Below are 25,112 nucleotides of genomic sequence, written 5' to 3'. Positions count from 1 at the left end.
ACAATGAGACACAATCGCAGGCACCGCCACGGAGCGGATATGTTTGGACCCATGGCGCTTCTGTTTGCCGGCACCATGGCATCGCGCTGGAGTTCGCACGGGGGGCCGCATGGCGGCCCGCGCGGCGGCGGCGAACACCGGGGTGGGGGCCGCAAGCGGCGCCGTATGTTTGCCCAGGGCGAATTGCGGCTGGTTCTGCTCAAGCTGATCGCGGACGAACCACGCCACGGGTACGAGCTTATCAAGGCGATCGAGGAAATGACGGGCGGGTCCTATTCGCCGAGTCCGGGCACCATCTACCCCACCCTTTCGCTGCTGGAGGACGAAGGCGTGATTGCGCCGGCGGCCGATGGCGAATCGCGCAAGGCGTATCACGCAACCGATGCGGGGCGCGTGGAACTGGATGAGCGATCCGAAGAAGTCGATGCCATCATGGAACGCCTCTGCGCGCAGGGCGAGGAAAGCGAACCCCTGTCGTCGCCCGACCTTTTCCGTGCCGTGGGCAATCTTGCCAGCGTGCTCAGGAACCGGGCCCGTTCGGGACGGCTGAATGAAGACACCGTGCGCGAGATCGTGGACCTGGTCGACGACCTGGCAAAGAAGGTCGAACGCCTCTGATACGCGCCCGCTTGCGCCTTGTGCGGCTTGAGCTAATCTGCCGCACGGGTCGCGAGAGGGAGGACAGTCACATGAACGATATCGCCAGCAAGGCGCCGTGGCATTTGTGGGTCGTCGGCGTCGTATCGCTGCTGTGGAATGGTTTCGGCGGTTACGACTACACCATGTCCCAGTTTCGCAATCCCGCCTATCTCGAGGCGACGATGGGACCGATGGGAATGTCGGTCGAGGAATCGATTGCCTTCCTGGACAGCTTTCCCGTCTGGGCCAGCGTGCTTTGGGCACTGGGGGTCTGGGGTTCGGTGATCGGATCGCTCCTGCTTTTGGCGCGATTGCGCCATGCGGTAACGGCCTTTTTCGTATCGCTGATCGGGGCGGCACTCAGCTTCGCATACCAGGCGACCATCGATCTGCCTCCACAGATGGAAGGCAACACGATGGCAAGGGTGATGCCGTTGGTCATCATCGCCGCGGTGGCGCTGCAATTGTGGTACGCCCGGCGCATGACGGCCGCAGGCGTCCTGCGCTGACTTAGCTTGCGGCTGCGCGAGCGGTGTGCAGCCGCAGGTAGGTGTCCAGCACAGCCTGGTTGATCGCATCCCATGAATAGGCCCGCGCGGCCTGTTCGCCGGCCGCGCCATGCGCGAGACGCAGCGCATCGTCGGTGCAATACGGTGCCAGCGCCTCGGCAAAGGCGCCCGCATCGCCGGGCGGCACGAGATGGCCGGTCTTTCCGTCATCGACCAGGCTGGCTGCCCCCGTCGCCCCGGCAGCCACAACGGGCAGCCCGCTGGCCATGGCTTCCAGCGTCACATTGCCGAAGGTCTCGGTGATCGAAGGGTTGAAGAACACGTCGCCGCTGGCCAGCGCCACGCCCAGGTCCCTGCCGGTCTTGAAACCGGCGAAGACACCGCCGGGCAACGCCTTTTCGAACCAGCCGCGCGCCGGACCATCGCCGATTACCAGGACCTTGTGCGGCACCTGGCGTCGACGCAGTTCGACGATGGCGTCGGCAAAGACATCCAGCCCCTTTTCCATCACCAGCCTGCCGAGGAACACGATCACCACATCGTCGTCCGCGAAACCGAGCGAGCGCCGCCATTCCATGTCGCGCTTGGACGGATCGAACACGTCGCGGTCCACCCCGCGTGACCAGATCGTGATGTCGTCGTGCATCCCCTGGGCGGTCAGTTCCTCGATCTGGCTGGGCGAGGGCGCGACCAGTGCATCGCAGCGGTTGTAGAACCGCCGCAGGATACCCTCCACCGCCGGTTCGAGGAAGCCGAGGCCGTAATAGCGCGGATAGGTTTCGAACTTGGTGTGGACCGATGCGAGGACGGGGATATCGCGTTCGCGTGCCCATTTCAGCGCCGCGTGCCCGGTCGGGTCGGGCGAAGATATGTGGATCATGTTGGGCGCGAACCCTTCCAGATCGTCGCGCGCCGCGCCGTTCAGACCCAGCGGCAGCCGATATTCGCCGCGGTTCTTCACCGGCATGCGGATGTTGGGCACGTTGATCAGGTCACCGGTCGGTTCGAAATCCGCGTCGGGCACCACCGGTGCATAGACGCGCAGATGGGCGCCTTGCCGGATCAGGTATTCCGCCAGCCGGTTCAACGCCTGGTTCGCCCCGTCACGGGTGTAATTGTAGTTGCCGCTGAAAAGCGCGATCCGAAGGTCTTTAACATTCATCGATTGCGCCCATAGGATGTGGGACCGATTTTGGCGAGAGGGCGTTAGTCCTGTCGAACCCTCAACCTGTCGATGCATTCCTATTTCGCATTGACTCGTTGCCCCGCAACATTATTGCGACCGACGGGCCACGCGGTCCCAACGCCGCGCGAGCTCTCTGCAAGGAGAGAATACATGACTGCTGTACCGACGCTCAAGCCAGAGCGCCCTTTTTTCTCGTCCGGACCGACTGCAAAGCATCCGGGATGGGACATCACCAAGATCAAGACCGAATCGCTCGGGCGTTCGCACCGCTCCGCGCTCGGCAAGTCGCGGCTGAAATACGCCATCGACTTGTCGAAGGAGATGCTCGGCGTGCCCGAGGATTACCTCGTCGGCATCATGCCTGCATCGGATACCGGCGCGCTGGAATGCGCAATGTGGACGATGTTGCGCCCCGACCGCGCCGCCACGGTGGCCGCGTGGGAAAGCTTCGGTAACGTCTGGATCCAGGACGCGGTGAAGCAGCTCAAGCTGCCCAAGCTGACCACGATGGATGCCGATTACGGCGAAATTCCCGATCTGGCGTCGATCCCGCAGGACAACGATGTCGTCTTCACGTGGAACGGCACCACATCCGGTGCGAAGATCCCGAACACCGACTGGCTCGCTCCGGGCCGCGACGGTGTGACGATCAACGATGCCACCAGCGCCGTTTTCGCGATGGAGATGGATTGGGCCAAGCTCGATGCCACGACCTACAGCTGGCAGAAGGTCATGGGCAGCGAAGCGCAGCACGGGATGCTGATCCTCAGCCCCAAGGCCGTTGCCCGGATCGAGGAATACGATCCCGAATGGCCGCTGCCCAAGCTGTTCCGCCTCAAGAAGGGCGCGAAGATCAACGAAGGCATCTTCCGCGGCGAAACGATCAACACCCCGTCCATGCTGGCGACCGAAGATTACATCGACGCGCTCGAATGGGCGCAAGCTCTCGGCGGCCGCAAGGCGCTGTTCGAACGGGCCGATGCAAACGCCAAGGTCGTCACCGACTGGATCGAATCAACCCCCTGGCTGCGCAACATGGTTTCCGACCCGGCAAAGCGCACCAACACCGGCGTGTGCTTCGTCTTCCAGGGCGAATGGTACGACAGCCTTTCGGCCGACGCCCAAGCAAACGTGCCCAAGCAGATCGTCAAGCTGCTCGAAGATCGCGGCGTTGGCTACGACTTCAACGGCTATCGCGATGCCCCGCCATCGCTGCGGATCTGGTGCGGTGCCACGGTCGAGCAGGAAGACCTGAAGCGTCTCCTGCCGTGGATCGAATGGGCTTACGAGCAGGTCAAGAACGGCTGAACGGCTGGCGGTCCGTACACCGGACCGCCGCCTCCCCCCTATCATTCCGACCCGGCCGGAAGCCGGGCTGACGGAAGGAATTTCCCATGACGAAACCCAAGGTCCTCATTTCGGACAAGATGGATCCCAACGCCGCCCGCATTTTCGAAGAGCGTGGCTGCGATGTCGACGTGAAACCCGGCATGACGCCTGACGAACTCAAGGCGGTGATCGGCCAGTACGATGGCCTCGCCATTCGTAGCGCGACCACGGTAACCGCCGAAATTCTCGATGCGGCCACCAATCTCAAGGTCATCGGCCGCGCCGGGATCGGCGTCGACAATGTCGACATTCCCTATGCCAGCGGCAAGGGCGTGGTCGTGATGAACACGCCGTTCGGCAACTCGATCACGACGGCCGAACACGCGATCGCGATGATCATGGCGATGGCCCGTCAGATCCCGGCCGCCGATCGCCGCACGCAGGCGGGCGAATGGCCCAAGAACGATTTCATGGGGGTCGAAGTGACCGGCAAGACGCTGGGCCTTATCGGAGCGGGCAACATCGGCTCGATCGTGGCAAGCCGCGCGCAGGGGCTCAAGATGAAAGTCGTGGCCTACGATCCCTTCCTGACCCCGGATCGCGCAGTCGAAATGGGTGTCGAGAAGGTCGATCTGGAAACTCTGCTGGCGCGGGCCGATTTCATCACTCTGCATACCCCGCTGACTGACGAGACCCGCAACATCCTGTCTGCCGAAAACCTGGCCAGGACGAAAAAGGGCGTCCGGATCGTGAATTGCGCGCGTGGCGGACTGATCGACGAAGCGGCTCTGGCCGAAGCGCTCGACAGCGGGCAGGTCGCAGGCGCGGCGCTGGACGTGTTCCAGACCGAACCGGCCAAGGACAGCCCGCTGTTCGGAAAGCCGAATTTCATCTGCACCCCGCACCTTGGTGCCAGCACCAACGAAGCGCAGGTCAACGTCGCCTTGCAGGTGGCCGAACAGATGGCCGATTACCTCGTCAACGGGGGCGTCACCAACGCGCTCAACATGCCTTCGCTCAGCGCCGAGGAAGCGCCCAAGCTGAAGCCGTACATGAAGCTTGCCGAAAACCTCGGCAGCCTCGTGGGGCAGCTGGCGCATGGCAACCTGACCAAGATCAGCATCGAACGCGAAGGCGCCGCGGCCGAATTGTCGGGCAAGCCGATCGAAGGGGCTGTCCTGGCCGGTCTGATGCGCCAGTATTCGGACACGGTGAACATGGTCAACGCGCCGTATCTCGCCAAGGAACGCGGCCTCGATATCCGTTCGGTCCGCCACGAAAAGGAAGGCACCTACAACACGCTGATCCGCGTGACCGTGGGAACCGAACAGGGTGACCGTTCGGTTGCCGGCACCTTGTTCGGTGCCGATGCGCCGCGCCTGGTGGAAATCTTCGGCGTCGGCATCGAAGCCGAACTGGCGGGCAACATGCTCTACATCGTCAACGAAGACGCGCCGGGGTTCATCGGCCGCATCGGGACGTTGCTGGGTGAAAACGGCATCAACATCGGCACTTTCCACCTTGGCCGCCGCCAGGCTGGCGGGGAAGCGGTGCTGCTGCTCAGTGTCGATCAGCCGATCCCGCAGGAAATCGTCAGGCAGGCTTGCGCGCTCGAAGGCGTGAAGGTCGTCACTCCGCTGGCATTTTGATGGACGATCGGGCAGGGGGCGCGGCGCGATGAACAGTCAAGACGATCTCCTGCCCGTCGGCCTCGAAGACGCGCTCCCGGCGCGCGCACGGGCCATCACGATTGCCATGCGCGCGGTCCTCGATGCGATGGACGCGCACGGGTATGACCGTGTCCGTCCGCCCCTGGTGGAATTCGAACGGTCGCTGGCCGGACGGATGGAAGGCGTGGCCACGCGCCGCATGGTGCGCTTCACCGATCCGGAAAGCTTGCGGACGCTGGCGTTGCGCAGCGACATGACGGTGCAGGTCGGGCGTATCGCGGCAACCGGCATGGCGTCGGCGCCGCGTCCGCTGCGGCTGTGTTATGCGGGCGATGTTGCGCTTCTCAAGGCGGACCAGCTCGATCCTTCGCGCCAGCGCTTGCAACTGGGTGCAGAGCTGATCGGAAGCGACAGCGTGGCCGCAGCAAGCGAGATCGTGCGTGTCGCGATCGACGCGCTGAAGGCCGCCGGCATTGCCAATATCTCGGTCGACTTCACCTTGCCGGACCTGGTCGACACGCTGGCGGACAAGGTCTTGCCGCTGGATACAGACCTGCGCGAAGCGGTGCGGCGCGAACTCGACACCAAGGATGCCGGTGGGCTGTCGGCTGCGGGCGGTGCGGATTACCTGCCGCTGCTATACGCCACAGGCCCGTTCGAAGAAGCGATTGCCAAGCTTTCCGCAATCGACGCGGGCGGCGCACTCGCCAGCCGGATTGCGGGATTGCGCGAAGTCGCCGGTGCGATTGGCGATCGTGCGCGCATCACGCTCGATCCGACCGAACGCCACGGCTTCGAATACCAGAGCTGGTTCGGTTTCACGCTTTATGGCGAAGGCGCGCGCGGCGCGCTGGGCCGGGGCGGGACATACACCATCAAGGGCAGCGAAGAGGAAGCGACCGGTTTCTCGCTCTACATGGGGCCCTTGCTCGAAGCGCTGGGCCTTCACAGTGCGGACCATCGCAAGACCCTTTTCCTGCCGCTCGATCATGACCGCGACGTGGCAGCGCGCCTGCGGGCCATCGGCTGGCGCACCGTTGCGGCCATTCTCGGCACCGAAGATCCCGCCAGCCTTGGTTGCAGCCACGTTCTTGAAGGCGAAGACGCACGCGCGATCTAGGCTTCGACCGGACGCCACGTATCGCGTTTGACCATGATCCCGGCGAACAGATCGCTGCCGATCAGTCCCGCCAGCCAGCGTTGAACCTGTGGCAGGGGCTGGGCGTCGAACCAGTCGCGATCGTGATTTGCGAATTGCCGGACGAACGGGAACAGGGCGATGTCGGCCAACCCGCGTTTCGCGCCGCACAGGAACGGCGTTGCCGCCAGCCGTTTTTCCAGTGTTTGCAGATATTCGGCGCAGGCTGCGCGTTCGACCTCGGGGTCGGCATCGTCGTAACGCGTTGCGTATTTGTAGCGATCCAGGTGGTGCTTGAACGGACCGTCGTTCGCCGCGATCAGCGCCGAATCGTCGCGGGTCAACCAGCCTTCGGGGTCACACTGGTCCAGCGCCCAGCGCATGATGTCGATGCTTTCCTCCAGAACGCGCCCCTCGCCGGTCACGAATACGGGCACCGTCCCCTTGGGCGACAAATCGAGCATGGCCTGCGGTTTGTCCCGCAGCACGACTTCACGGTGTTGGTATGCAAGGCCGCTGATGCGCAACGCCATGCGGGCGCGCATTGCATAAGGGCAGCGGCGAAAGCTGTAGAGGATCGCTTCAGCCATCGGCATCCGCGCCGGACCGCGCGCCAATATGTTCCTCTCCGCGCTCTTCCGCCAGTTTCGCCTGCCGGTGCCGTTCGGCATAGCGGGCGCGCTGTTCGTCGGTGCGGGTTTCGTGGCAATGCGGGCAACTGACGCCTTCGACGTAGGTTTCAGCCTTCATGGCGTCCGCGTCCAGCGGCATGCGGCAGGCGCGGCACAGCGAATGCTCGCCTATTTCCAGCCCGTGTTTGACGCTCACCCGTTCGTCGAACACGAAGCATTCGCCTTCCCACAGGCTTTCGCTTTCGGGCACGTGTTCGAGATAGGAAAGGATACCGCCCTTGAGGTGGTAAACCTCGTCCAGCCCTTCGGCCCGGACGAAGGCGGTGGCTTTTTCGCAGCGGATGCCGCCGGTGCAGAACATGGCGATTTTCGGTGCCTTGCCCGCCGCTTCCAGCTGTTTGCGGTGGCTGCGAAACCATTCGGGAAATTCACGGAACGTGGCGGTGTCGGGATCGATGGCCCCGGCAAAGGTGCCGATTTTCACCTCGTAATCGTTTCGCGTGTCGATCACGATGGTTTCGGGGTCGGATATCAGCGCGTTCCAGTCTTCGGGCGCGACATAGGTCCCCACGCCGCCCACCGGATCGAGATCGGGCTGGCCCATGGTAACGATCTCGCGTTTGAGACGCACCTTCATGCGGTGGAACGGCATTGTATCCGCGCGGGATTCCTTCACCTCGAGCGTGTCGCAACCCGGCAGGGCGCGGATGGTGTGCAATACGGCTTCGATTCCCTGATCGCTGCCGGCGATCGTGCCGTTTATCCCCTCACCGGCCAACAGCAGCGTTCCGCGCACGCCGTTCTCCTCGCACGCGGCCAGCAGGCGCGGACGGATCGAGGCGGGGTCGGCAAACCGCGTGAAGTGGTAAAGGGCAGCGATGCGGATGGGGTGGTCGGCCATGATGCTGCGCCCGTAGCACCACGCAGGACGACTCGCACCCCCTTAGCATCGCCGGATCAGCTGAACTCCGAAGGGTCCGGTCCCATCCGGCCGTCCGCGCTGTCCAGCGCGTCGATCCGGTCCATCTGATCGGCATCGAGTTCGAACGAAAGCGCGGCAAAGTTCGCTTCGATGTGGTCACGGCTCGATGCCTTGGGAATGGGGCACAGGCCGTGCTGGATATGCCAGCGCAGGATCACCGCGCTTGCCGGTTGGCCCGTTTCGTCGGCGATGGCCTTGATCGCGCCTGCATCCATGCCGCCGCCCTGTCCCAGCGGGGACCAGCTTTGCGTCACCACGCCCATATCTTCGTGCAGAGCGCGCAATTCGCGTTGCTGGAAACTGGGGTGCAGTTCGATCTGGTTGAGGGCCGGCACCACACCGGTTTCGTCCACGATCCGCTTCAGGTCGTCGACGCGGAAATTGGACACGCCGATGGACTTCGCCTTGCCCGCTTCGCGTAGTTCGATCAGGGCTTTCCACGTGTCCACGAATTCGCCCCGGTCAGGACAAGGCCAGTGGATGAGCAGCATGTCGACATGGTCGCGCCCCAGCCGTTCCAGGCACTTGTCCGCTGCCTTGAGGGTGCGGTCGTAACCCTGGCTTTCGTTCCAGATCTTGGTTTGCAGGAAGATATCCGACCAGTCGGCCACCCCTTCCCCGACGCCGCGCTCGTTCTGATAGATCGCCGCGGTATCGATCAACCAGTAGCCGACATCGATCGCGGTCGACACGGCTTGCGCGGCGTTTTCTTCCTTGATCTGCCAGGTGCCGAAGCCAAGCTGCGGAATCCGGCGGTCATCGTTGAGGGCGAGTGTGGGGTAGTCGGTCATGCATATCCTTTCGCGTGCTGTCCCCTTGCAATGCATGGGACGCGCAGCCGTTTCGGTTTCGCGCAAATTCAGTTTCTGCCGGAAAACCGTTGCACAAGATAGCGGTCGACTATGGCGGTGGCGGGATAGTCCGGTTCGCCGAGCTTGCGGCTGATTTCCGCATGCCCGCGCAGGCCCCGTCCGGCAACGCCCTGCACGTCCGCCGCAGTCCCCGATTTCTGCAGCGCGCTGGCAAGGCCGCGCGCCTGCTGCGCCCCGTCGCGGCGCTGGACATGCAGGATCAGGAAGGATGGCGCGTTGGGCGCGGCCGCATGGAAGGTGGGCGAAAGCGCGCGCTGGCGGGCGGGATCGGTGCCAAATGCCTGTTCGTAGGTGTCGCCTATCAATCGGGCGTTCCGGTCCATCTGCGCCGGCACATCGTAAGCCGCCCCGTCGAGCGGTATTACCCCGGCCATGTCGCGATAGGTCAGGCCCGCCTTGCGCAGATAGGCCGGATTTGTCCCCACCAGCGCGACCAGGTGCGCCCCGGCGCTGTGCCCGACAAGCACGAGGCGTGTGCCATCGATGCCCAGCCTGGTTTTCTCTCGATGCAGCAGCGCCACCGCGTCGGCCACGTCCTGCGCCTGCTGTTCGACCGTCGCATCGGGGACAAGTCGGTAATTGACCGAAGCAACCGCGTATCCTTGCGATTGCCAGTGCGACAGTTTGGCCGATCCCCGCAACATCGCCTTGTCCCCGCGTTTCCAGCCGCCGCCGTGGACGAAAACAACCAGCGGGGCGTTCCTGCCCGGTGCAGGCCAGTAATCGATGCGTTGCAGTGGGCCGGTTCCGTAGGACAGTTCGGAAGGGGCGGATGTCCCGCCATCGGCGTTCGACGCCAGCGCGGTTGCGCTGGCAAGGCCGATGGCCAGGACGGCGGCGATGGTGCGTTTGTTCATTGCGAAACTCCCCGTCGACACGGCTCGACAGGATGAAACCGCGAAACGGGCAGAATTTCCAGTCGCGAATTGTCGCCGATTGTCGCGACAGTTCGCTTGCCCTCCTGCGCCCGAAAGCCTAGGCGCGCACTCGTTTTGTGAACGCGACAGGCAGGTTTTCCAACATGGCCAATGTAACCGTGATCGGCGCCCAGTGGGGCGATGAAGGCAAGGGCAAGATCGTCGACTGGCTCGCCAGCCGCGCCGATGCCGTTGTCCGCTTCCAGGGTGGGCACAATGCCGGCCACACGCTGGTCATCGACGGGACGACCTACAAACTGTCCCTCCTGCCCAGCGGCATCGTGTCGGGCACGCTTTCGATCATCGGCAACGGGGTGGTCCTGGACCCCTGGGCGCTGAAGTCCGAAGTGGAAAAGCTGGAAGGGCAGGGTGTTGCCATCAACGCCGACAATCTGGCCGTGGCGGACAACTGCCCGCTGATTCTGCCGATTCACCGCGATCTGGACGCGCTGCGCGAAACGGCGGCGGGTTCGGGCAAGATCGGCACCACCGGACGCGGCATCGGGCCGGCGTACGAAGACAAGGTCGGACGCCGCGCCATTCGCGTGTGCGATCTGGCCCATCTCGACAGCCTGGAACCGCAGCTTGACCGGCTGTGTGCGCACCATGACGCCTTGCGCGCCGGGTTCAACGAACCGCCTGTCGACCGCGAGCGGTTGCTGTCCGATCTGCGCGAAATCGCGCCGTTCGTGCTGCAATACGCCCAGCCGGTCTGGAAACGCCTGAAGAAAGTCCGCAAGGCGGGCGCCAGGATTCTGTTCGAAGGCGCGCAGGGCGTGCTGCTGGATATCGATCACGGCACCTATCCCTTCGTTACCAGCTCCAACACCGTCAGCGGGACCGCCGCTGCGGGCAGCGGGCTGGGCCCCAATTCGACCGGCTATGTGCTCGGCATCGTCAAAGCCTACACCACGCGCGTGGGCAGCGGCCCTTTCCCGACCGAACTGGAAGACGAAGTCGGCAAGGGTATCGGGGAACGCGGGCATGAATTCGGCACCGTCACCGGCCGCCAGCGCCGGGTCGGCTGGTTCGATGCGGTGATCGTGCGCCAGACCTGTTCGATCAGCGGCGTAACCGGCATCGCCCTGACCAAGATCGACGTTCTCGACGGGCTGGACGAGGTGAAGATCTGCACCGGATACCGCCTGCGCGGCCAGGTTTACGATTACCTTCCCAGCCACGCGGCCGATCAGGCCGGTGTGGAACCGATCTACGAAGCGATGGAAGGCTGGAAGGAATCGACCGCCAGCGCCCGCAGCTTTGCGGACCTGCCAGCCAACGCGGTGAAATACATCCAGCGCATCCAGGAACTGATCGAAACGCCGGTTGCGCTGGTATCCACCAGCCCGGAACGGGACGATACGATCCTGATGCGCGATCCGTTCATGGATTGACCGGCGCGGCTGGGGTACATCCCGGCCATGCGTTTCGCGATTCTCCTCGCGCTGTGGCTGGCTGTCGGCGGATCGCCGATGCCGCAGGCGCACGCCCAGGAAGCGCGGGTCGGCGAGACGGCGGATTTCCTCCTGATCGACAAGTCGGAACGCACGCTGTGGGTTTTTCAGGACGGCGCCTTGCTGCGGACGTATGGCGGCCTGCAATTCGGCGATCAGCCTATCGGGCACAAGCGCTTCGAAGGTGACGAACGCACGCCGGAAGGCCGGTATACGATCAGCTTTGGGAACGACCGGTCCAGCTATTACCTGTCGCTCCAGATCGATTATCCCAACGCGGCGGACAGCGCGTTTGCGCGCAGTCGGGGCCGTTCGCCCGGTGGTCTCATCTTCATCCATGGTCAGCCCAACGGTGTTCCCGAAGGGGTTCGCGTTCCCGGCGACTGGACCGATGGCTGCATCGCGCTGTCCAACGCCGAGATCGCAGAATTGTGGAGCCTGGTGCCCGACGGCACGCCGATTGAAATCCGCCCTTAGTCTTTTGCGTTTTCGAGCATGGCGACCTGGAGTTGCAGGCGCTTCAGTTCGCGCAGCACGCTCAGCATGTTCATCCGGGAATAGAACCATTCCTTGATGAAGCCCTGCATCAACAGCGCACCGAGGCTGACCATCCCCCACCACACCGATTGTTCGAAACCGTCGGCGGTGAAGAAGCGGAACACGCTGTAAACCAGCACGAAGCCAAGCACGAAGGCCACAGCGAAGATCAGCTTGGACCAACCGCCCAGCGGGCCTGCCAGAACATCGCCGATCTGGCTGAACATTCCGCGCCCTTCATCCAGCGAGGCGAGGAAGGCGCGGTCGTCCTCGTCCAGTGCGCCGCGGATGCGGTCATCGATAGGGGTCATGTGTCGTCTCCTGGTAGGTGATCGGTAAGCGCCGCCTTCAACTTCAGGCGGGCGTGAAAGAGGCGCGTTTTCGCGGTGCCGAGCGGCACGTCCTGCACCTCGGCGATTTCGACGAGGGTCAGGCCCTCTACGAAGAACAGCTGCGCGGCGAGCCGTTGGTCGTGCGGCAAGCCCGCAAAGGCATCGCGGATCGCCAGCCCATCGTGCGCGCCGCCTTCCATGGACGGTTCGGCGTCGATCGACGCTTCCCGCGACCGGCGCGCCTGGGACTGGCGAATCCGGTCGACACAGCGGCGGCGCAGGATGCCGAAAGCCCACGGCGCAAACCGCGATGGATCGCGCAGCGACGCGATGCCTTTCACGATTGCAATCCAGGCATCCTGCACCGCGCCGGGTACCTGTTGCTCATTACCCAGCAATCGCCGGGCGGTGCGCGCCAGACGCGGATGCCAACGGGCCGCCAAACGTTCGGAAGCCCTGCGATCGCCGCCCTGCACAAGGGTAACGAGCAGTTCGTCATAAAGCCGTTCGGCATCCGGCGAATGGTGCATCGTTCCCCTCATGCAGCGATAGTCGCAGACGCAGGACAAAAGGTTCAATCGCGATACAATCTTGTGCACGTTTTCTTGACACGATCCGCATTTGTTCTCATCCTGTTCGCAAGTTTTCGGTAAGGAGCGTGAGTCGATGCAGGCGGATTTCCTCTACGAGGCGGCACAGGATGCTGCCGGATGCCAGCTCGGCGTAACCGTGCTTGCCGATCGCGCCCATGTGCGCGGCGAACTGCGCGACGATGCCGAAGCGGCGGGCTTTCGCATCCTTCACAGCTGTTCTGTCGAAGAATACGCCCGCGGGGCCATATCGGCGCTGGGTGATCTGGTGCTGGTCGATTGCGCGGATGACACGGCGGAAGCGCTGGCCCTGCTTGCGCGGCTCGATATGCGGGCGGGCAAGGCGGGGGCGCAGCTTGTCGTGTCCACCACGATGGGAACGCTCGATTCCGTGTTTGGCTGCTTTTCCTTTTCCGCACCCCAGATACTGGTCGATCCTTCCCGGGCGGAACGCGTGATCGCCATAGGGCGGGTGTTGGCGCACATACCCAATCTGCGCCTGCGCGAGCTGGGCGAAGAAGACCGGCTGATGCTGCTGCGCCTTACCGAACAGGTCGGGCGCATGGCGGAACGGCTGGAAAAACTTCCCTCCGGTCAACGGGCTGGTGGCGGGGCGTTTCGTTTCGAATCGCCCGCGACCGCCTGGCGCGGCGAGGGCGAGGATTATCTGACGCAGCGGCGCGACAACATGCGCGCGCGCTTGCCCGACGCGGCCGTGATCCGGGGCATGATCCGGCATCGCCAGGCACGGGCGCGTTTCTTCGACGCCGACCTTTTTGCCGATCCGGCGTGGGACATACTGCTGGACCTGTCGGCGGCGCGGGCCGAAGGGCGGCGCGTCTGCGTGACATCGCTGTGCATTGCCGCGGGTGTTCCGGGAACGACCGCGCTGCGATGGATTACCCAGATGGTCGAAGCCGGCCTGCTGATCCGTGTTGCGGACCCGGATGACCGGCGCCGTGCCTACATCGCGCTGGCGGACAAGACCGCCGATGCCATGGCACGCTATTTTACCGAAGTGTTGGCGGGCGAACCGGCCAAAGCGGGTTTCTGAAAATGCATGCGGCTCGGCGGCAGGTCAACGCCGCAAGATAACGGTAAACCCTTCGTCTGGCACATCACACGGCAGCGCGCATCGTGCCGCGTCGGCGCGCGCACGCACCAGTATCGCTTCCGGTATGCCGGGTTCGTGCAGCACAGTGTCGGCCTTGCCCAGGGCGCGGGCCTGACGAAGAGTAAGATCTTCCGGATCGTCGCTCTGAAGCGTGAATTCGATCGTTCCGGCATCGGCAACCACGCGGTTACCTGCCAGCCAACCGGACACGTTGTGGGCAGCTTGCCCGCTAAACGGATCGAGGATGCCGCCTTCGCCCAAAGCCTCGTCCACTGCCCGCCGGCGTTCGGTTCCGTCCGGGAAACGCACGCGCATGGCATCGCGAGCGCTGGACAACGCCGCCGCCAGCGCGCCGAGCGATTGGGGCAACAACGCTTCGAGCCGGAGGCGAAGGTGCTTTGCAAGTCCCGCGCTCGCCCCTCCCGTGCTCACCGCCACCAGGACGGGGTCCCGGTCGAGAACGCTGGGCAGTGTGAAATCGCACAGTTCGGGCCGGTCCGCCACGTTGACCAACAGACCCAGCCGCTTCAGGCGAAGGGCGGCGGCGGCGGCTGCGCGCGGGTCTTCCAGCGCCACGAACCCGATCCTTGCATGGTGCGCTTCGGTTTCGGGGCACGGGATACCGCCCGCCCGGATCACCAGCCGCGCCTTGGCATCCGCCATCGCGCCGTCGCCCACCACGGCCACGCGAGTGCCCGCGATCCGGTGAAACAGCGGCAGACTATGCATTGGGCGGGCGCATCAGGTCAGCCAGTCCGGCACCCGCTCGGCATCCATGATCGCGCTTGCCGCTATGCGGTCCGCCACCACGGCGTAGCGATCGCCGTCCACCAGGACTTCGGCCACGAAACCGCGTGAATTGTAGGACGACGCCATCGTCGCCCCATAAGCGCCCGCCGTGCGGAAGACGGCAAGATCGCCCGCACCCAACGCATCGCATTCGCGGTCCATCGCGAAGGTGTCGCCGGTTTCGCAGATCGGGCCGACGATGTGCGCCGTCATCCGTTCGCCGGTCGGTTCCACCGCATCGAAATCGTGCCACGCGCCGTACATGGCAGGACGGGCCAGATCGTTCATGGCGGCATCGACAATGACGAAGGGCGGGCCGTTGCCACTGCGTTTCGACCGGATCACACGGGTCAGCAGCACGCCGGCGTTCCCGGCGATTACCCGGCCAGGTTCGAACATCAGGCGCACGTTCCATCCGGCGGTCGCCCGCACCACCATCGCGCCGTATTCCGCGGGCGAAGGCAACACTTCGCCCGCCTTGTAAGGAACGCCAAGCCCGCCGCCCAGATCGGCGTGCGTTACCGTGCACCCTGCTGCGCGCAGATCGGCGATCAGAACGCCAACTTTGGCGAATGCCGTTTCCAGCGGCTCGAGATCGGCCAACTGGCTGCCGATATGGATCGCCACGCCGCGCATTTCCAGCCCGTCTTCGTCCGCCAGGGCGGCGTAGATTTCGGTTGCTCGGTCCAACGGAACACCGAACTTGTTTTCGCGCTTGCCGGTGGAAATTTTTTCATGCGTGCGCGCGTCGACATCGGGATTGACCCGCAGCGCACACGCCGCGGTGGTGCCGTGGCGGCGTGCGGTGGCCGCCAGTTCGTAACCCTCTTCCTCGCTTTCGACGTTGAATTGCCCAATGCCGGCTTCGAGGCCTTGAAGAAGTTCCGCATGAGTCTTGCCCACGCCGGAAAAGACGATGTCTTCCGGCTTCATCCCCGCCGCCAGCGCCCGCGTCAGCTCGCCGCCCGAAACAACGTCGGCACCGTAACCTTCGTTCGCCAGCACTTTCAGAACGGCAAGGTTGGGGTTCGCCTTGACCGCGAAAGCGATGTGCGGATCGTCCAGACCCGACAAGGCATCGCGAAAGACGCGGGCGTGCCGGGTCAGTGTTGCGCGCGAATAGACGTAGACGGGGGTTCCCACCTCCTCTGCAATGCGCGGAAGCGGGACGTCTTCGGCGTGCATGACGCCGTCACGAAGCTGGAAATGGTCCATGCGGTTCGCCCTGCCGCAACCGTGCGAACGGGTCCAGCAAGGCTTGCTTGCGGGGCCAGAAGATTGCGCGGCAGCGCCTATTCCGGGGGCAGGTCGAAGGGATCGTCTTCGCGCTCTTCCGAACGGGTACGCAGTTCCACGCTGCGGTCGGGTGCGGCCTGCGGATCGAGCGCCAGCAATTCGGCGGCGCTTGGCTGGACTTCGGAACCATAAGGGGCTGGCGGCAACGCGCTGCCCTGCGGCGGCTTCAGGTCGGCCTTCTGGCCGCAAGATGCAATTGCAAGCGCGCTGGCGGCTATCAGGATCTTCTTCATGATGCGTCCATTCCCAAATCCTTGCGCGCTTGCCCCACGCGGGCTTCTACCTGCTTCGGCGCGGTCCCGCCATAGGATGCGCGCGAGGCGACCGATGCATCCACCGACAGCGCCTTGTAAACGCGATCGTCGATCCGCGCATCGAAACTGCGCAGCACCTCCAGCGGCAACTGGTCCAGCGCCACGCCATCGGCTTCCGCCCGCTTGACCGCCGCACCGGTAATGTGGTGCGCTTCGCGGAACGGGATGTCGGCTTCGCGGACCAGCCAATCGGCAAGATCGGTCGCGGTTGCGTAACCCAATTCGGCGGCCTGGCGCATCCGCGCGGTGTTGAACGCGCTGTCCGCCACCATTCCCGTCATCGCCGCGACGCTCAGCGCCAGCAAGCCGTCCGCTTCGAAAACCGGCGGCTTGTCGTCCTGCATGTCCTTGGAATAGGCAAGCGGGAGGCCCTTCATCGTAATCATCAACGATGTGGCGCAGCCGATCACGCGGCCTGCGTGGCCGCGCACCAGTTCGGCGGCGTCGGGGTTCTTCTTCTGGGGCATGATGCTGCTGCCGGTCGACAGGCTGTCGGGCAGCCGGACAAAGCCGAACGGCTGGCTGGCCCAGATGATGAATTCTTCCGCCAAGCGGCTGAGATGCAGCGCGCAAGCGCTTGCCGCCATCAGGTAATCGAGCGCGAAATCGCGATCCGAAACGGCGTCCAGGCTGTTGGCGGTCGGCCGGTCGAAACCCAGCGCCTGCGCGGTCGCATCGCGGTCGATCGGGAAACCCGTTCCGGCGAGGGCGGCGCTGCCCAACGGGCTTTCGTTCATTCGCGTGCGGGCATCGGCAAATCGGCTGCGATCGCGCCGGATCATTTCGTAATAGGCCATGAGATGATGGCCGAGCGTGACCGGCTGCGCGGTCTGGAGGTGGGTGAAACCGGGCATGATGCTGGCGGCGTGTTCGCCTGCACGGCTGACCAGCGCGCGCTGCAGGTTTTCTAGGCCGGCATCGACCTGGTCGATCGCATCGCGCACCCACAACCGGAAGTCGGTGGCCACCTGGTCGTTGCGGCTGCGGGCGGTGTGCAACCGCCCGGCAACGGGCCCGATCAGTTCGGCCAACCGGCTTTCGGTGGTCATGTGGATGTCTTCGAGGTCCCAGTCCTCGGGAACGCCATCCTGCGCGTATTCCGCGGCCACGCGGTCCAGACCTTCGGCAATGGTCGCGGCGTCCTGTGGGCTGACCACGCCCTGCGCGCCCAGCATGGCCACATGCGCTTTCGACGCGTCGATATCCTGCCGCCACAACGCCTTGTCGAACGGGATCGAGGCGTTGATTTCGCGCATGATCGCGCTAGGCCCTTCGGCGAACCGTCCACCCCACATGCTGTTGGAGCCTGTATTGTCCCGCTTGTCACTCACGCTTGCTGTCATCCTCGGTCTGTCGCTTGCGGCATGCGATAGGGGGGAGCCGGAAAAGGCGCAAGAAACCACCGCTACGCCCGCGCCAACCGGGGAAATCGACCGGAGCCATGCGGGCGACCTGATGCCGGCGGCAAATGTTCGCGATCCGGATGGGCGCACGCTCAACCTCGGCGCTCTGCAGGGCACGCCTGTCCTGCTTAACCTGTGGGCCACGTGGTGCGCGCCCTGCGTGAAGGAAATGCCGCTGCTCGACAGCCTTTCGGCCGATTACGACGAGATGGTCCATGTCATCACCGTCAGCCAGGACGCGCGCGGCGCCGCAGTCGTCACGCCATTCTTCGCAAAGGGCGGCTATGCCTATCTCGAACCGTGGATGGACGAGGAAGCAGAGCTGGGTTTCACCCTTGGCGGTGCCCAATTGCCGATGACGGTGTTGTATGACGCGATGGGCCAGGAAGTGTGGCGCGTGACCGGCGATTTCGACTGGTCGAGCGAAGAGGCGCGCTCGGCCATCGACGAGGCGGTTTCCTGACCGCAGGCGGTGTTCCGTCCCGCAATCTGACAGTCGGGCGCGATGGCTTGCGCCGCGCGGCGCGATGGGGGACATATTCGTCCCCATGCCCATTCGTCGTTCGACCTTAGCGGGATACCTCTCGATGCTGCTGGTAACGGCGGTTTCCGTATCGCTTGCGGTTCTCAACGCGGGACCGGTGGCCCTGTCCGCGCCGCCGTTCGTCATTTTCGCTGTATCGCTTGCCTTCCTGGGGTTCGTGGCGCGCCCCCTGCATCTGGTGTTTACGCGCCACCCCAAACCATTCCTGCAGCTGCGCGAAGACGTGCGCTCGAACGTGGACTGGTTCGTGGGGTTCTTCGTCATGCTGGTCGCCCTGCCGCTGCTTTTCGATTCGGTGACGCGAATGAAGCAGTCGATTCCCGCGATGCAGCCGTTCTATGCCGATCCGTTCCTGATCGATCTGGACCACACGCTGCTGGCGGGTAACGATGCGTGGGAGCTGACTCATGCCGTTTTCGGCGATTGGGCGACCCGCGGGATCGACATGATTTACGCCGGGTGGCTGTTCGTCCAGGTTGCCTTGACCGTTCTTTTGGCCCTCAGCCGGAATCCGGATTTCAGAATTCGCGTCGGCCTGAGCATGCAACTGGCCTGGCTGCTGATGGGGGCGGGGCTGGCCGTTACATTCGCGTCGGTAGGACCGTGCTTTGTCGATGATTTCTACGGCTCGGACCGGTTCGCGACGCTGATGACGCGGCTTGACGGGTACGGCTCGCTGGTGGCCCTCGATGCCATGGAATACCTCCTCAGCGTGCAGGGCCAGATGGCGATCGGCGGGGGCATTTCGGCGATGCCATCGCTCCATGTCGGCATCGCCGTCCTGATCTGGCTGTGCCTTCGCAAATACTGGCCACGGTGGCAGTATCTGGGCTGGGCGTATGTCGCCGCGATCTACATCGGATCGATCCACCTGGGGTGGCATTACGCAACAGACGGACTGGTCTCCGCAGCGGGTATGGTCCTGATCTGGTGGGCTGTGGGCCGGTATTGCCGCTGGCTGGAAAGCTTCGACCGGGATGCCGAACAGGCCGCAGGCGCTGTCGCCTGATCCACTGGTGGGCGCTGACGGGCTCGAACCGCCGACCCTCTCGGTGTAAACGAGATGCTCTACCAACTGAGCTAAGCGCCCCACTGTGTGGAGATGCGCGGATTTAGCGCGGTTTGCGCGCAGGTCAACACGTCGTCTTCCAGAAGATGCTGCAAACAGGGCAAAGTGCGCCTTTGGGGCCGCTGTCCGGTCGCAAATGCCGGAAAATCAATTGCCGATCCGCGCGCGGGGCGGCTAGGCGCTGGACCCATGAGCACACGGATCACCGTTCTTGCCACCGGAGGCACCATCGCCGGCATAGCCGGTTCAGCCATCGCGAAAGATTATCGCGCGGGCGAAATCGGGATCGACGATTATCTCGACCGGGTCGGTGGCCTCGGCCTCGAGGCGGAACTTTCGGGCAAGCAGATCGCCAACATCGATTCCGCGGACATGGGGCAGGGCACCTGGAATGCGCTGCACGACGCCATTCTTGCCGCGATGGACGATGCCGAATGCGATGGGATCATCGTTACCCACGGCACGGACACGCTGGAGGAAACCGCCTTCCTGCTCGACCTGACGCTCCCTGCAGACAAGCCGGTGGTGGTCGTGGGCGCGATGCGCCCCGCAGACGCGGTCGGGTATGACGGGCTGCGCAATTTCGCCAACGCGGTGCGCGTGGCGGGCGATCCGCAGGCGTCGGGCCGCGGCGTTCTGGTCGTCATGGGGGACCGCGTGTTCGGTGCGCGCGACGTGCGCAAGGTGCGGACGCGAGGAACCGATGCGTTTCGCGGCTTCCCGCGCGAATCGGTTGCGCTGGTTACCCCGGCGTCCCTGGAATGGTTCGGTGCGCCCTGGCGTACCGATGCTCATGCGGCCTTTGCGTGGTGCGACGATCTGCCCGAGGTCGTGATCGTTTACTCCCACGCCGGACTGACGGGTGATACGGTGACGCGGCAGGTTGGCGCTGCGACACGCGGAGTTGTGGTGGCCGGACTGGGGGAAGGCAACATGCCCGAAACCGTACGGCAGGAACTGGTGCGCCGGAACCGGCGCGGTTTGCCGGTGGTTCGCGCCAGCCGGGCCGACGAAGGACTGGTCGATCGTGAGCCTGAGGACGACGCAAACGGTTTCGTGGCCGGACGCGCGCTCAATCCGCAAAAGGCGCGGATATTGCTGCAATTGCTGCTGGCGGGCGGGATCACCGACCCCGCTACGATTCAGCGCGCGTTCGACGGGCGCTGAAACCCGCCGAACGCGCTGCCGTGATCAGCCGTTGGGCAGGACCAGATACTTCTCGCCGGTCTTCATCAGGCGATAATCGAGGATCGCTTCCTTCGTGAGCATCCCTTCCAGATCGACCTTGGTCTTGTAATTGCTGGCGAATGTGGTGGTGAGATTGTCGAGTACGCGCTTTCGCATCCGCATCACCGTTTCCATTCCCGCAGTCTGGAGGAACGGCGTGAGCAGCCAACCCGAAAGCGTCCAGCCAAAGCCATAGGACGGCGTCAATGTGGTTGGCCCGAAATCGAGACGGCCATAAATGAACATGCGCTTCTGCTGGTTCGAACCGTAGCGCGAATATTCGGTCATCTTCGACACGGCGACCTGTTCCATGGCCTTGAAGCAGGTGTCGACCATCTTGCCGCCGCCGATCGGATCGAAGCCGTAGAACGCGTTGGTTTCGTCGATCGCCGCCTTGAGCTGTTCGAGGAAATCGTCGTCGGACGAGTTCACCACATGGGTGGCCCCTTGCGATTTCAGCATTTCGGCCTGTTCGTCCTTGCGAACGATGTTGACCAGACCCATCCCATCTTCGAGGCAGATGCGGTTGAGCATCAGGCCAAGGTTCGATGCGCCCACCGTGTGGAGGATCGCCTTCTGGCCATCCATCCGCGCGTTTTCGACAAAGCCCAGCGCGGTCATCGGATTGACGAAGCTGCTGGCCCCGGCTTCGGCGCTGTGATCGCCCAGCGGCAGGCACATGGCCGCATCGGCAATGGCGTACTGGCTGTAGGCCGAACCCGGAACGCAGGCGACACGCTGGCCCATCAGGGCCTTGGCCATGTCGCTGTCCCCGGTGGCGACGACTGTGCCGGCGCCTTCGTTACCTGCGGGCAGACGCTGTCCGTGGCGGGCCTTCTGACCCGAATTGAACGGTTCGGGCATCTTGGCCACAACCTTGCCCGGCGAATATTCGGCGTTCTCGAAATCCGCTGCACCGGTCAGGATCGCCAGGTCCGAAGGGTTGATCGGCGCCGCTTCCATCTTGACGAGGACTTGGTTGCCGGTCGGATTGGGAAAGCTGCTTTCCGCGATCTCGACGGTCAGCGTTCCGTCGGCTGTGAGAGTGGTGAATAGCTGTTTGCCAGTAGTGGGCATGTCGGTTCTCCCTGAATCCTGTCCCGTCCTTGTAAGGACATCGCTAGGCCGCGCGTTGCCGCTTGGCTAGGGTGACGTGACGTAAACCGCTTCGACGAAATACAGACCGTGCGGCGGGGCGTTGAGGCCAAGTGCCTGCCGATCGCGCGCCGCAAGCGCCTCGGCCACCTGCTCTTCGCGCCACCGGCCCATACCCACCAGCGCCAGGCAGCCGACCATGCTGCGGACCTGGTGATGAAGGAAGCTGCGCGCCGCGGCATGGATGCGCACCTCCTCGCCCTCGCGGATAATGTCCAGCCGGTCCAGCGTCTTCACCGGACTTTCCGATTGGCAATGGGCCGAGCGGAAGGTGGTGAAGTCGTGCAGGCCGACCAGCGCCTGCGCCGCGCGGTTCATCGCCTCGTGATCCAGCGGCGTGCCGATCTGCCAGGCGCGGTTGATGTCCAGTGTCAACGGCGCGCGCCGGTTGACGATGCGATAGACATAGCTGCGACCGGTGCAGGAATAGCGTGCGTGCCAATCGTCCGGCACCACTTCGCAATGGGTCACCGCGACGGGATCGGGCCGCAGGTGCGCGTTCAGCGCCTCCATCAGGCGGAAAGGCGCAATGTCCTTTTCGATATCCATATGGCTCCGCATGGCGAGCGCATGGACGCCCGTATCGGTCCGGCCCGCGCTGTGCAGCCGGGCTTCTTCGCCCGTCACGCGAAAGGCGGCGTCTTCGACCGCCTGCTGCACGCTCGGCCCGTCCTTCTGGCGCTGGAGGCCGAAGAACGGCGTCCCGTCGAACTCGAGAGTGAGCGCAAAGCGGGTCACGTCAGCATCGTGCCCTTATCGGCCTTGTTGCCGCGCAGGAACGTGTCGAGGTCCATGGCTGGCTTGCCTGCTCGCTGGAGCCGGACAGGCCGGATTGCGTCCTTGCCGCAGGCGATGGTCAGGCGTTCGTCGAGAAGTTGGCCCGGTTGCCCCGAGCCATCGACCCGCTCGGCGCGCAGCAGCTTCACGCGCTGCCCCTCCAGTTCGAACCAGGCGCCGGGGAAGGGGGACAGTCCGCGTACGAGCCGTTCGATCTCGTCGGCCGGTCTGGACCAGTCGATCCGCGCCTCGGCCTTGTCGATCTTGGCGGCATAGGTCGCCTCCGCGTCGTCCTGCTCGAGCGGGTGCAGCATTTCGAGATCGATCAGCGTTCCCACCATCAGCTGCGCCCCGATTTCGGCCAGTTCCTCGGTCAGCTCGCCAGTGGTCTTGTCCTCGATCGGCGTGCGCGCGAAGGCGATCATCGGCCCGGTGTCGAGACCGGCTTCCATCTGCATGATCGTGACCCCCGTTACCGCATCGCCCGCCATCACCGCGCGGTGGATCGGCGCCGCCCCGCGCCAGTGCGGCAGGATCGAGGCGTGGACGTTGAGGCAGCCGTGCTTCGGCGCATCCAGGATTGCTTGCGGCAGGATCAGGCCATAGGCCGCAACCACCGCGATATCGGCATCGAGCGCGGCGAACGCTTCCTGCTCCTCCGCCGATTTCAGCGACTTCGGGTGCCGCACTTCCATGCCAAGGTCGGCGGCCCGCTGGTGCACCGGCGTCGGTGTCAGTTCGCGGCCGCGCCGCCCTCCCGGCCGGGGCGGCTGGGTATAGACGCATACCACCTCATGCGCCGCATCGACCAGCGCCTGCAGCGTTGGCACCGCAAATTCGGGCGTTCCCATGAAGATTATGCGCATGGCGTGGGTTCTTGGCCTTTCTCTGTTCCGGCAAGGCCCCTATCTGTCACCCCATGGCATCGCAAGAGATCGAAACCCTGGCATCGGCGCTGGCGCGCCTCCCCGGCCTGGGCCCGCGTTCGGCGCGGCGGGCCGTGCTGTGGCTGGTAAAGCGCCGCGAATCCGCGTTGCCTGCCCTGCTCGAAGCGCTGGCGACAGTGGGTGAGGCGCTGGTGGAATGTGAAACCTGCGGCAATGTCGACACCCGCAATCCGTGCGCGATCTGCGCCGACCCACGCCGCGATTCCAAATCGCTCTGTGTGGTGGAGGACGTGGCTGACCTGTGGGCGCTCGACCGGGCAAAGCTGTTCACGGGGCGGTACCATGTCCTGGGCGGGAAACTGTCCGCGCTGGATGGCGTGAGACCCGAAGACCTCAACATCGCCGCTCTTCTGTCGCGCGTTTCGGAAGGCGGGATCGACGAGGTCGTTCTTGCGATGAACGCGACGCTCGAAGGGCAGACGACCGCGCATTACCTTGCCGAACGGCTTGAGGCATTCCCGGTGCGAATTACCCAGCTGGCCCATGGCCTTCCGGTGGGCGGCGAACTCGACTACCTTGATGAAGGCACGCTGGCACAGGCGTTGCGTGCGCGCAGGCCGGTTGGGTAACCGATCGGGCGGCCGCGTCTAATCTGATTGAAAAACGCCAAGCGCGCGACTATCTGGCGCCCCATGGCTATCCGTGAAATCCTCGAAGTGCCGGATCCCCGGCTCAAGGTCGTATCCGAACCCGTCACCGAATTCGATGACGCGTTGAAGACGCTCGTCTCCGACATGTTTGAAACCATGTATGCCGCACCCGGCATCGGCCTTGCCGCGATCCAGGTCGGCGTGCCCAAGCGCCTTCTGGTAATCGACCTTCAGCCCGAAGACACCGACGCCGAACCCGAAGCGTGCGATCATGACGGGCACCACCATCACCATTATCCGCTGAAAAAGGAACCGCGGGTCTTCGTGAACCCCGTGATCCTCGATCCGGCAGAAGAACTTGCGACCTATCAGGAAGGCTGCCTGTCGGTCCCGGAAATCTTTGCCGATGTCGATCGCCCGGCCAGTTGCCGCGTGCGCTATCAGGACCTCGAAGGCGAAACGCACGAGGAACAGATGGAGGGCATGATGGCCACCTGCATCCAGCACGAGATGGACCATCTCGAAGGCATCCTGTTCATCGACCACCTCAGTCGGCTCAAGCGCAACATGGCGCTGAAAAAGCTCAAGAAGATGCGTGAATACGCCTAAGCCCAAAGCCGGGCTGAAACGAAAAAGGCCCCGCCATCACGGTGGGGCCTTTTTGTATTCGGCGGCGAAGAACGCGATCAGGCGGCCTCGACCATCCCTTTGAGCGCCTTGACGCAATCTTCCATGCATTCGCGGCACATCTTCTCGCACCGGCGGCAATGGGCGTTGTCATGCTTCGCGCATTCTTCCGCGCACACCTTGCACGCGATGATGCAGGCTTCGAGCAGCGATTTGATCACCACCGTGTTGCCTGCCGTGCGGCGCGCGGCAACGGTGCTGACCGCCTGGCAGATATCGGCGCAGTCCGAACATTTGCGGATGCATTCCGACATGTCCATCGGCTCCGCGTTGCAGGCATCGACGCATGAATTGCAGATAGCGGCGCAATACATGGCGTGCTTGACCGCTTCGGCCAGCTGCTCGTTGTAATCGGGACCGACCTGCGGGTGTTCGGAAATCATCTCTTTGATCGACATTGAAAAATTCTCCTT

The 25,112-nt window shown here is 64.1% G+C and carries 28 protein-coding genes and 1 tRNA gene; 13 read left to right on the top strand and 16 right to left on the bottom strand.

Translation table 11 applies throughout. The features are described from left to right. The first annotated feature begins 39 nt into the window (after positions 1–39). Together VR863_RS09170 and VR863_RS09165 are read left to right on the top strand one after the other, a co-directional pair. Positions 40–618, top strand: coding sequence for a PadR family transcriptional regulator (locus VR863_RS09170; RefSeq protein WP_324828162.1), 579 nt, complete (start codon positions 40–42; stop codon positions 616–618). A gap of 71 nt (positions 619–689) precedes the next feature. Beyond that, the gene (locus VR863_RS09165; RefSeq protein WP_324828161.1) at positions 690–1,148 is read left to right on the top strand and encodes a hypothetical protein; all 459 of its coding nucleotides are present in this window, start codon (positions 690–692) and stop codon (positions 1,146–1,148) included. A gap of 1 nt (position 1,149) precedes the next feature. Here the strand turns inward: VR863_RS09165 and VR863_RS09160 are convergent, their stop codons facing one another. Further along, positions 1,150–2,310, bottom strand: a complete 1,161-nt coding sequence (locus tag VR863_RS09160; RefSeq protein WP_324828160.1) for a glycosyltransferase family 4 protein — start codon at positions 2,308–2,310, stop codon at positions 1,150–1,152. A gap of 174 nt (positions 2,311–2,484) precedes the next feature. On the opposite strand from VR863_RS09160, the gene VR863_RS09155 reads away from it, so the two are divergent. The 3 genes from VR863_RS09155 (at position 2,485) to VR863_RS09145 (ending at position 6,453) form a co-directional block, all read left to right on the top strand. Further along, on the top strand, positions 2,485–3,642 hold the full coding sequence (locus tag VR863_RS09155; RefSeq protein ID WP_324828159.1) for a phosphoserine transaminase: 1,158 nt from the start codon (positions 2,485–2,487) through the stop codon (positions 3,640–3,642). Between the two features lie 86 nt (positions 3,643–3,728). Next, a complete protein-coding gene (serA, locus tag VR863_RS09150; protein WP_324828158.1) occupies positions 3,729–5,312 on the top strand; it encodes a phosphoglycerate dehydrogenase in 1,584 nt (527 codons plus the stop codon). A 28-nt stretch (positions 5,313–5,340) separates the two neighbouring features. Continuing rightward, a complete protein-coding gene (locus VR863_RS09145) occupies positions 5,341–6,453 on the top strand; it encodes an ATP phosphoribosyltransferase regulatory subunit (protein ID WP_324828157.1) in 1,113 nt (370 codons plus the stop codon). Here VR863_RS09145 and VR863_RS09140 read toward each other — a convergent pair. The 4 genes from VR863_RS09140 to VR863_RS09125 all read right to left on the bottom strand — a co-directional run bounded on the left by VR863_RS09140 (position 6,450) and on the right by VR863_RS09125 (position 9,814). Then, a complete protein-coding gene (locus VR863_RS09140; RefSeq protein WP_324828156.1) occupies positions 6,450–7,061 on the bottom strand; it encodes a glutathione S-transferase in 612 nt (203 codons plus the stop codon). The genes VR863_RS09145 and VR863_RS09140 overlap by 4 nt on opposite strands. Further along, a complete protein-coding gene (trhO, locus tag VR863_RS09135) occupies positions 7,054–8,004 on the bottom strand; it encodes an oxygen-dependent tRNA uridine(34) hydroxylase TrhO (RefSeq protein WP_324828155.1) in 951 nt (316 codons plus the stop codon). The genes VR863_RS09140 and trhO overlap by 8 nt, the downstream gene beginning before the upstream one ends. 56 nt (positions 8,005–8,060) lie before the next feature. Further along, positions 8,061–8,876 carry an aldo/keto reductase gene (locus VR863_RS09130; protein ID WP_324828154.1) on the bottom strand — a complete coding sequence of 272 codons (816 nt, stop codon included), beginning with the start codon at positions 8,874–8,876 and terminating at the stop codon, positions 8,061–8,063. Between the two features lie 68 nt (positions 8,877–8,944). Then, a complete protein-coding gene (locus VR863_RS09125) occupies positions 8,945–9,814 on the bottom strand; it encodes an alpha/beta hydrolase (RefSeq protein WP_324828153.1) in 870 nt (289 codons plus the stop codon). 164 nt (positions 9,815–9,978) lie between these two features. Here VR863_RS09125 and VR863_RS09120 point away from each other — a divergent pair, with 164 nt between their 5' ends. After that, positions 9,979–11,268 carry an adenylosuccinate synthase gene (locus VR863_RS09120; RefSeq protein WP_324828152.1) on the top strand — a complete coding sequence of 430 codons (1,290 nt, stop codon included), beginning with the start codon at positions 9,979–9,981 and terminating at the stop codon, positions 11,266–11,268. A gap of 27 nt (positions 11,269–11,295) precedes the next feature. After that, on the top strand, positions 11,296–11,805 hold the full coding sequence (locus tag VR863_RS09115; RefSeq protein WP_324828151.1) for a L,D-transpeptidase family protein: 510 nt from the start codon (positions 11,296–11,298) through the stop codon (positions 11,803–11,805). Here VR863_RS09115 and VR863_RS09110 read toward each other — a convergent pair. Both VR863_RS09110 and VR863_RS09105 read right to left on the bottom strand, forming a co-directional pair. Then, the gene (locus tag VR863_RS09110) at positions 11,802–12,176 is read right to left on the bottom strand and encodes a DUF6768 family protein (protein WP_324828150.1); all 375 of its coding nucleotides are present in this window, start codon (positions 12,174–12,176) and stop codon (positions 11,802–11,804) included. The genes VR863_RS09115 and VR863_RS09110 overlap by 4 nt on opposite strands. After that, positions 12,173–12,739 carry an RNA polymerase sigma factor gene (locus VR863_RS09105; RefSeq protein WP_324828149.1) on the bottom strand — a complete coding sequence of 189 codons (567 nt, stop codon included), beginning with the start codon at positions 12,737–12,739 and terminating at the stop codon, positions 12,173–12,175. Before VR863_RS09105 ends, VR863_RS09110 begins: the two co-directional genes overlap by 4 nt. Positions 12,740–12,863: 124 nt before the next feature. On the opposite strand from VR863_RS09105, the gene VR863_RS09100 reads away from it, so the two are divergent. Continuing rightward, positions 12,864–13,841, top strand: a complete 978-nt coding sequence (locus tag VR863_RS09100) for a MarR family winged helix-turn-helix transcriptional regulator (protein ID WP_324828148.1) — start codon at positions 12,864–12,866, stop codon at positions 13,839–13,841. Positions 13,842–13,865: 24 nt separating this feature from the next. Here VR863_RS09100 and VR863_RS09095 read toward each other — a convergent pair whose 3' ends face one another. From VR863_RS09095 to argH, 4 genes are all read right to left on the bottom strand, one after another. Then, the gene (locus VR863_RS09095; protein WP_324828147.1) at positions 13,866–14,630 is read right to left on the bottom strand and encodes a precorrin-2 dehydrogenase/sirohydrochlorin ferrochelatase family protein; all 765 of its coding nucleotides are present in this window, start codon (positions 14,628–14,630) and stop codon (positions 13,866–13,868) included. A gap of 12 nt (positions 14,631–14,642) precedes the next feature. Next, complete coding sequence (lysA, locus tag VR863_RS09090) at positions 14,643–15,905, bottom strand: diaminopimelate decarboxylase (RefSeq protein ID WP_324828146.1); 1,263 nt, start codon at positions 15,903–15,905, stop codon at positions 14,643–14,645. Positions 15,906–15,982: 77 nt separating this feature from the next. Beyond that, positions 15,983–16,219, bottom strand: coding sequence for an LPS translocon maturation chaperone LptM (gene lptM / locus VR863_RS09085; protein ID WP_324828145.1), 237 nt, complete (start codon positions 16,217–16,219; stop codon positions 15,983–15,985). Further along, complete coding sequence (argH, locus tag VR863_RS09080) at positions 16,216–17,595, bottom strand: argininosuccinate lyase (RefSeq protein ID WP_324829251.1); 1,380 nt, start codon at positions 17,593–17,595, stop codon at positions 16,216–16,218. Before argH ends, lptM begins: the two co-directional genes overlap by 4 nt. A 16-nt stretch (positions 17,596–17,611) precedes the next feature. Between argH and VR863_RS09075 the strand changes: the two genes are divergently transcribed. Continuing rightward, positions 17,612–18,166, top strand: a complete 555-nt coding sequence (locus VR863_RS09075) for a TlpA family protein disulfide reductase (RefSeq protein WP_324828144.1) — start codon at positions 17,612–17,614, stop codon at positions 18,164–18,166. Between the two features lie 85 nt (positions 18,167–18,251). Further along, positions 18,252–19,256 carry a phosphatase PAP2 family protein gene (locus VR863_RS09070; RefSeq protein WP_324828143.1) on the top strand — a complete coding sequence of 335 codons (1,005 nt, stop codon included), beginning with the start codon at positions 18,252–18,254 and terminating at the stop codon, positions 19,254–19,256. 5 nt (positions 19,257–19,261) lie between these two features. On the opposite strand, the gene VR863_RS09065 is transcribed toward VR863_RS09070, so the two are convergent. Then, positions 19,262–19,337: transfer RNA gene (locus tag VR863_RS09065), tRNA-Val, on the bottom strand. Positions 19,338–19,505: 168 nt separating this feature from the next. Between VR863_RS09065 and VR863_RS09060 the strand changes: the two genes are divergently transcribed. Next, positions 19,506–20,483 (top strand): asparaginase, encoded by a 978-nt coding sequence (locus tag VR863_RS09060; RefSeq protein WP_324828142.1) that lies wholly within the window; start codon positions 19,506–19,508, stop codon positions 20,481–20,483. A 24-nt stretch (positions 20,484–20,507) separates the two neighbouring features. On the opposite strand, the gene VR863_RS09055 is transcribed toward VR863_RS09060, so the two are convergent. From VR863_RS09055 to fmt, 3 genes are all read right to left on the bottom strand, one after another. After that, on the bottom strand, positions 20,508–21,620 hold the full coding sequence (locus tag VR863_RS09055) for a zinc-binding dehydrogenase (RefSeq protein ID WP_324828141.1): 1,113 nt from the start codon (positions 21,618–21,620) through the stop codon (positions 20,508–20,510). Between the two features lie 66 nt (positions 21,621–21,686). Beyond that, the gene (gene truA, locus VR863_RS09050; protein WP_324828140.1) at positions 21,687–22,436 is read right to left on the bottom strand and encodes a tRNA pseudouridine(38-40) synthase TruA; all 750 of its coding nucleotides are present in this window, start codon (positions 22,434–22,436) and stop codon (positions 21,687–21,689) included. Beyond that, entirely contained in the window at positions 22,433–23,341 is a 909-nt protein-coding gene (gene fmt / locus VR863_RS09045) for a methionyl-tRNA formyltransferase (RefSeq protein ID WP_324828139.1), read from the bottom strand. The genes truA and fmt overlap by 4 nt, the downstream gene beginning before the upstream one ends. A 53-nt stretch (positions 23,342–23,394) precedes the next feature. On the opposite strand from fmt, the gene recR reads away from it, so the two are divergent. Together recR and VR863_RS09035 are read left to right on the top strand one after the other, a co-directional pair. Beyond that, positions 23,395–23,991 (top strand): recombination mediator RecR, encoded by a 597-nt coding sequence (gene recR / locus VR863_RS09040; RefSeq protein ID WP_324828138.1) that lies wholly within the window; start codon positions 23,395–23,397, stop codon positions 23,989–23,991. A 63-nt stretch (positions 23,992–24,054) separates the two neighbouring features. After that, the gene (locus tag VR863_RS09035; protein ID WP_324828137.1) at positions 24,055–24,621 is read left to right on the top strand and encodes a peptide deformylase; all 567 of its coding nucleotides are present in this window, start codon (positions 24,055–24,057) and stop codon (positions 24,619–24,621) included. 77 nt (positions 24,622–24,698) lie between these two features. On the opposite strand, the gene VR863_RS09030 is transcribed toward VR863_RS09035, so the two are convergent. Continuing rightward, positions 24,699–25,097 carry a four-helix bundle copper-binding protein gene (locus VR863_RS09030; RefSeq protein ID WP_324828136.1) on the bottom strand — a complete coding sequence of 133 codons (399 nt, stop codon included), beginning with the start codon at positions 25,095–25,097 and terminating at the stop codon, positions 24,699–24,701. Positions 25,098–25,112 lie beyond the last annotated feature (15 nt).

Source organism: Qipengyuania zhejiangensis (genome assembly GCF_035607565.1).
GTDB lineage: Bacteria > Pseudomonadota > Alphaproteobacteria > Sphingomonadales > Sphingomonadaceae > Qipengyuania > Qipengyuania zhejiangensis.
The sequence above is the reverse complement of the archived record's forward strand: the minus strand, read 5'-3'. Positions and strand labels throughout refer to the sequence as shown.

Coding starts and splice junctions, on each gene's coding strand:
- VR863_RS09170 (WP_324828162.1), top strand. CDS start 40: ATGTTTGGACCCATGGCGCTTCTGTTTGCCGGCACCATGGCATCGCGC.
- VR863_RS09165 (WP_324828161.1), top strand. CDS start 690: ATGAACGATATCGCCAGCAAGGCGCCGTGGCATTTGTGGGTCGTCGGC.
- VR863_RS09160 (WP_324828160.1), bottom strand. CDS start 2,310: ATGAATGTTAAAGACCTTCGGATCGCGCTTTTCAGCGGCAACTACAAT.
- VR863_RS09155 (WP_324828159.1), top strand. CDS start 2,485: ATGACTGCTGTACCGACGCTCAAGCCAGAGCGCCCTTTTTTCTCGTCC.
- serA (WP_324828158.1), top strand. CDS start 3,729: ATGACGAAACCCAAGGTCCTCATTTCGGACAAGATGGATCCCAACGCC.
- VR863_RS09145 (WP_324828157.1), top strand. CDS start 5,341: ATGAACAGTCAAGACGATCTCCTGCCCGTCGGCCTCGAAGACGCGCTC.
- VR863_RS09140 (WP_324828156.1), bottom strand. CDS start 7,061: ATGGCTGAAGCGATCCTCTACAGCTTTCGCCGCTGCCCTTATGCAATG.
- trhO (WP_324828155.1), bottom strand. CDS start 8,004: ATGGCCGACCACCCCATCCGCATCGCTGCCCTTTACCACTTCACGCGG.
- VR863_RS09130 (WP_324828154.1), bottom strand. CDS start 8,876: ATGACCGACTACCCCACACTCGCCCTCAACGATGACCGCCGGATTCCG.
- VR863_RS09125 (WP_324828153.1), bottom strand. CDS start 9,814: ATGAACAAACGCACCATCGCCGCCGTCCTGGCCATCGGCCTTGCCAGC.
- VR863_RS09120 (WP_324828152.1), top strand. CDS start 9,979: ATGGCCAATGTAACCGTGATCGGCGCCCAGTGGGGCGATGAAGGCAAG.
- VR863_RS09115 (WP_324828151.1), top strand. CDS start 11,296: ATGCGTTTCGCGATTCTCCTCGCGCTGTGGCTGGCTGTCGGCGGATCG.
- VR863_RS09110 (WP_324828150.1), bottom strand. CDS start 12,176: ATGACCCCTATCGATGACCGCATCCGCGGCGCACTGGACGAGGACGAC.
- VR863_RS09105 (WP_324828149.1), bottom strand. CDS start 12,739: ATGAGGGGAACGATGCACCATTCGCCGGATGCCGAACGGCTTTATGAC.
- VR863_RS09100 (WP_324828148.1), top strand. CDS start 12,864: ATGCAGGCGGATTTCCTCTACGAGGCGGCACAGGATGCTGCCGGATGC.
- VR863_RS09095 (WP_324828147.1), bottom strand. CDS start 14,630: ATGCATAGTCTGCCGCTGTTTCACCGGATCGCGGGCACTCGCGTGGCC.
- lysA (WP_324828146.1), bottom strand. CDS start 15,905: ATGGACCATTTCCAGCTTCGTGACGGCGTCATGCACGCCGAAGACGTC.
- lptM (WP_324828145.1), bottom strand. CDS start 16,219: ATGAAGAAGATCCTGATAGCCGCCAGCGCGCTTGCAATTGCATCTTGC.
- argH (WP_324829251.1), bottom strand. CDS start 17,595: ATGTGGGGTGGACGGTTCGCCGAAGGGCCTAGCGCGATCATGCGCGAA.
- VR863_RS09070 (WP_324828143.1), top strand. CDS start 18,252: ATGCCCATTCGTCGTTCGACCTTAGCGGGATACCTCTCGATGCTGCTG.
- VR863_RS09060 (WP_324828142.1), top strand. CDS start 19,506: ATGAGCACACGGATCACCGTTCTTGCCACCGGAGGCACCATCGCCGGC.
- VR863_RS09055 (WP_324828141.1), bottom strand. CDS start 21,620: ATGCCCACTACTGGCAAACAGCTATTCACCACTCTCACAGCCGACGGA.
- fmt (WP_324828139.1), bottom strand. CDS start 23,341: ATGCGCATAATCTTCATGGGAACGCCCGAATTTGCGGTGCCAACGCTG.
- recR (WP_324828138.1), top strand. CDS start 23,395: ATGGCATCGCAAGAGATCGAAACCCTGGCATCGGCGCTGGCGCGCCTC.
- VR863_RS09035 (WP_324828137.1), top strand. CDS start 24,055: ATGGCTATCCGTGAAATCCTCGAAGTGCCGGATCCCCGGCTCAAGGTC.
- VR863_RS09030 (WP_324828136.1), bottom strand. CDS start 25,097: ATGTCGATCAAAGAGATGATTTCCGAACACCCGCAGGTCGGTCCCGAT.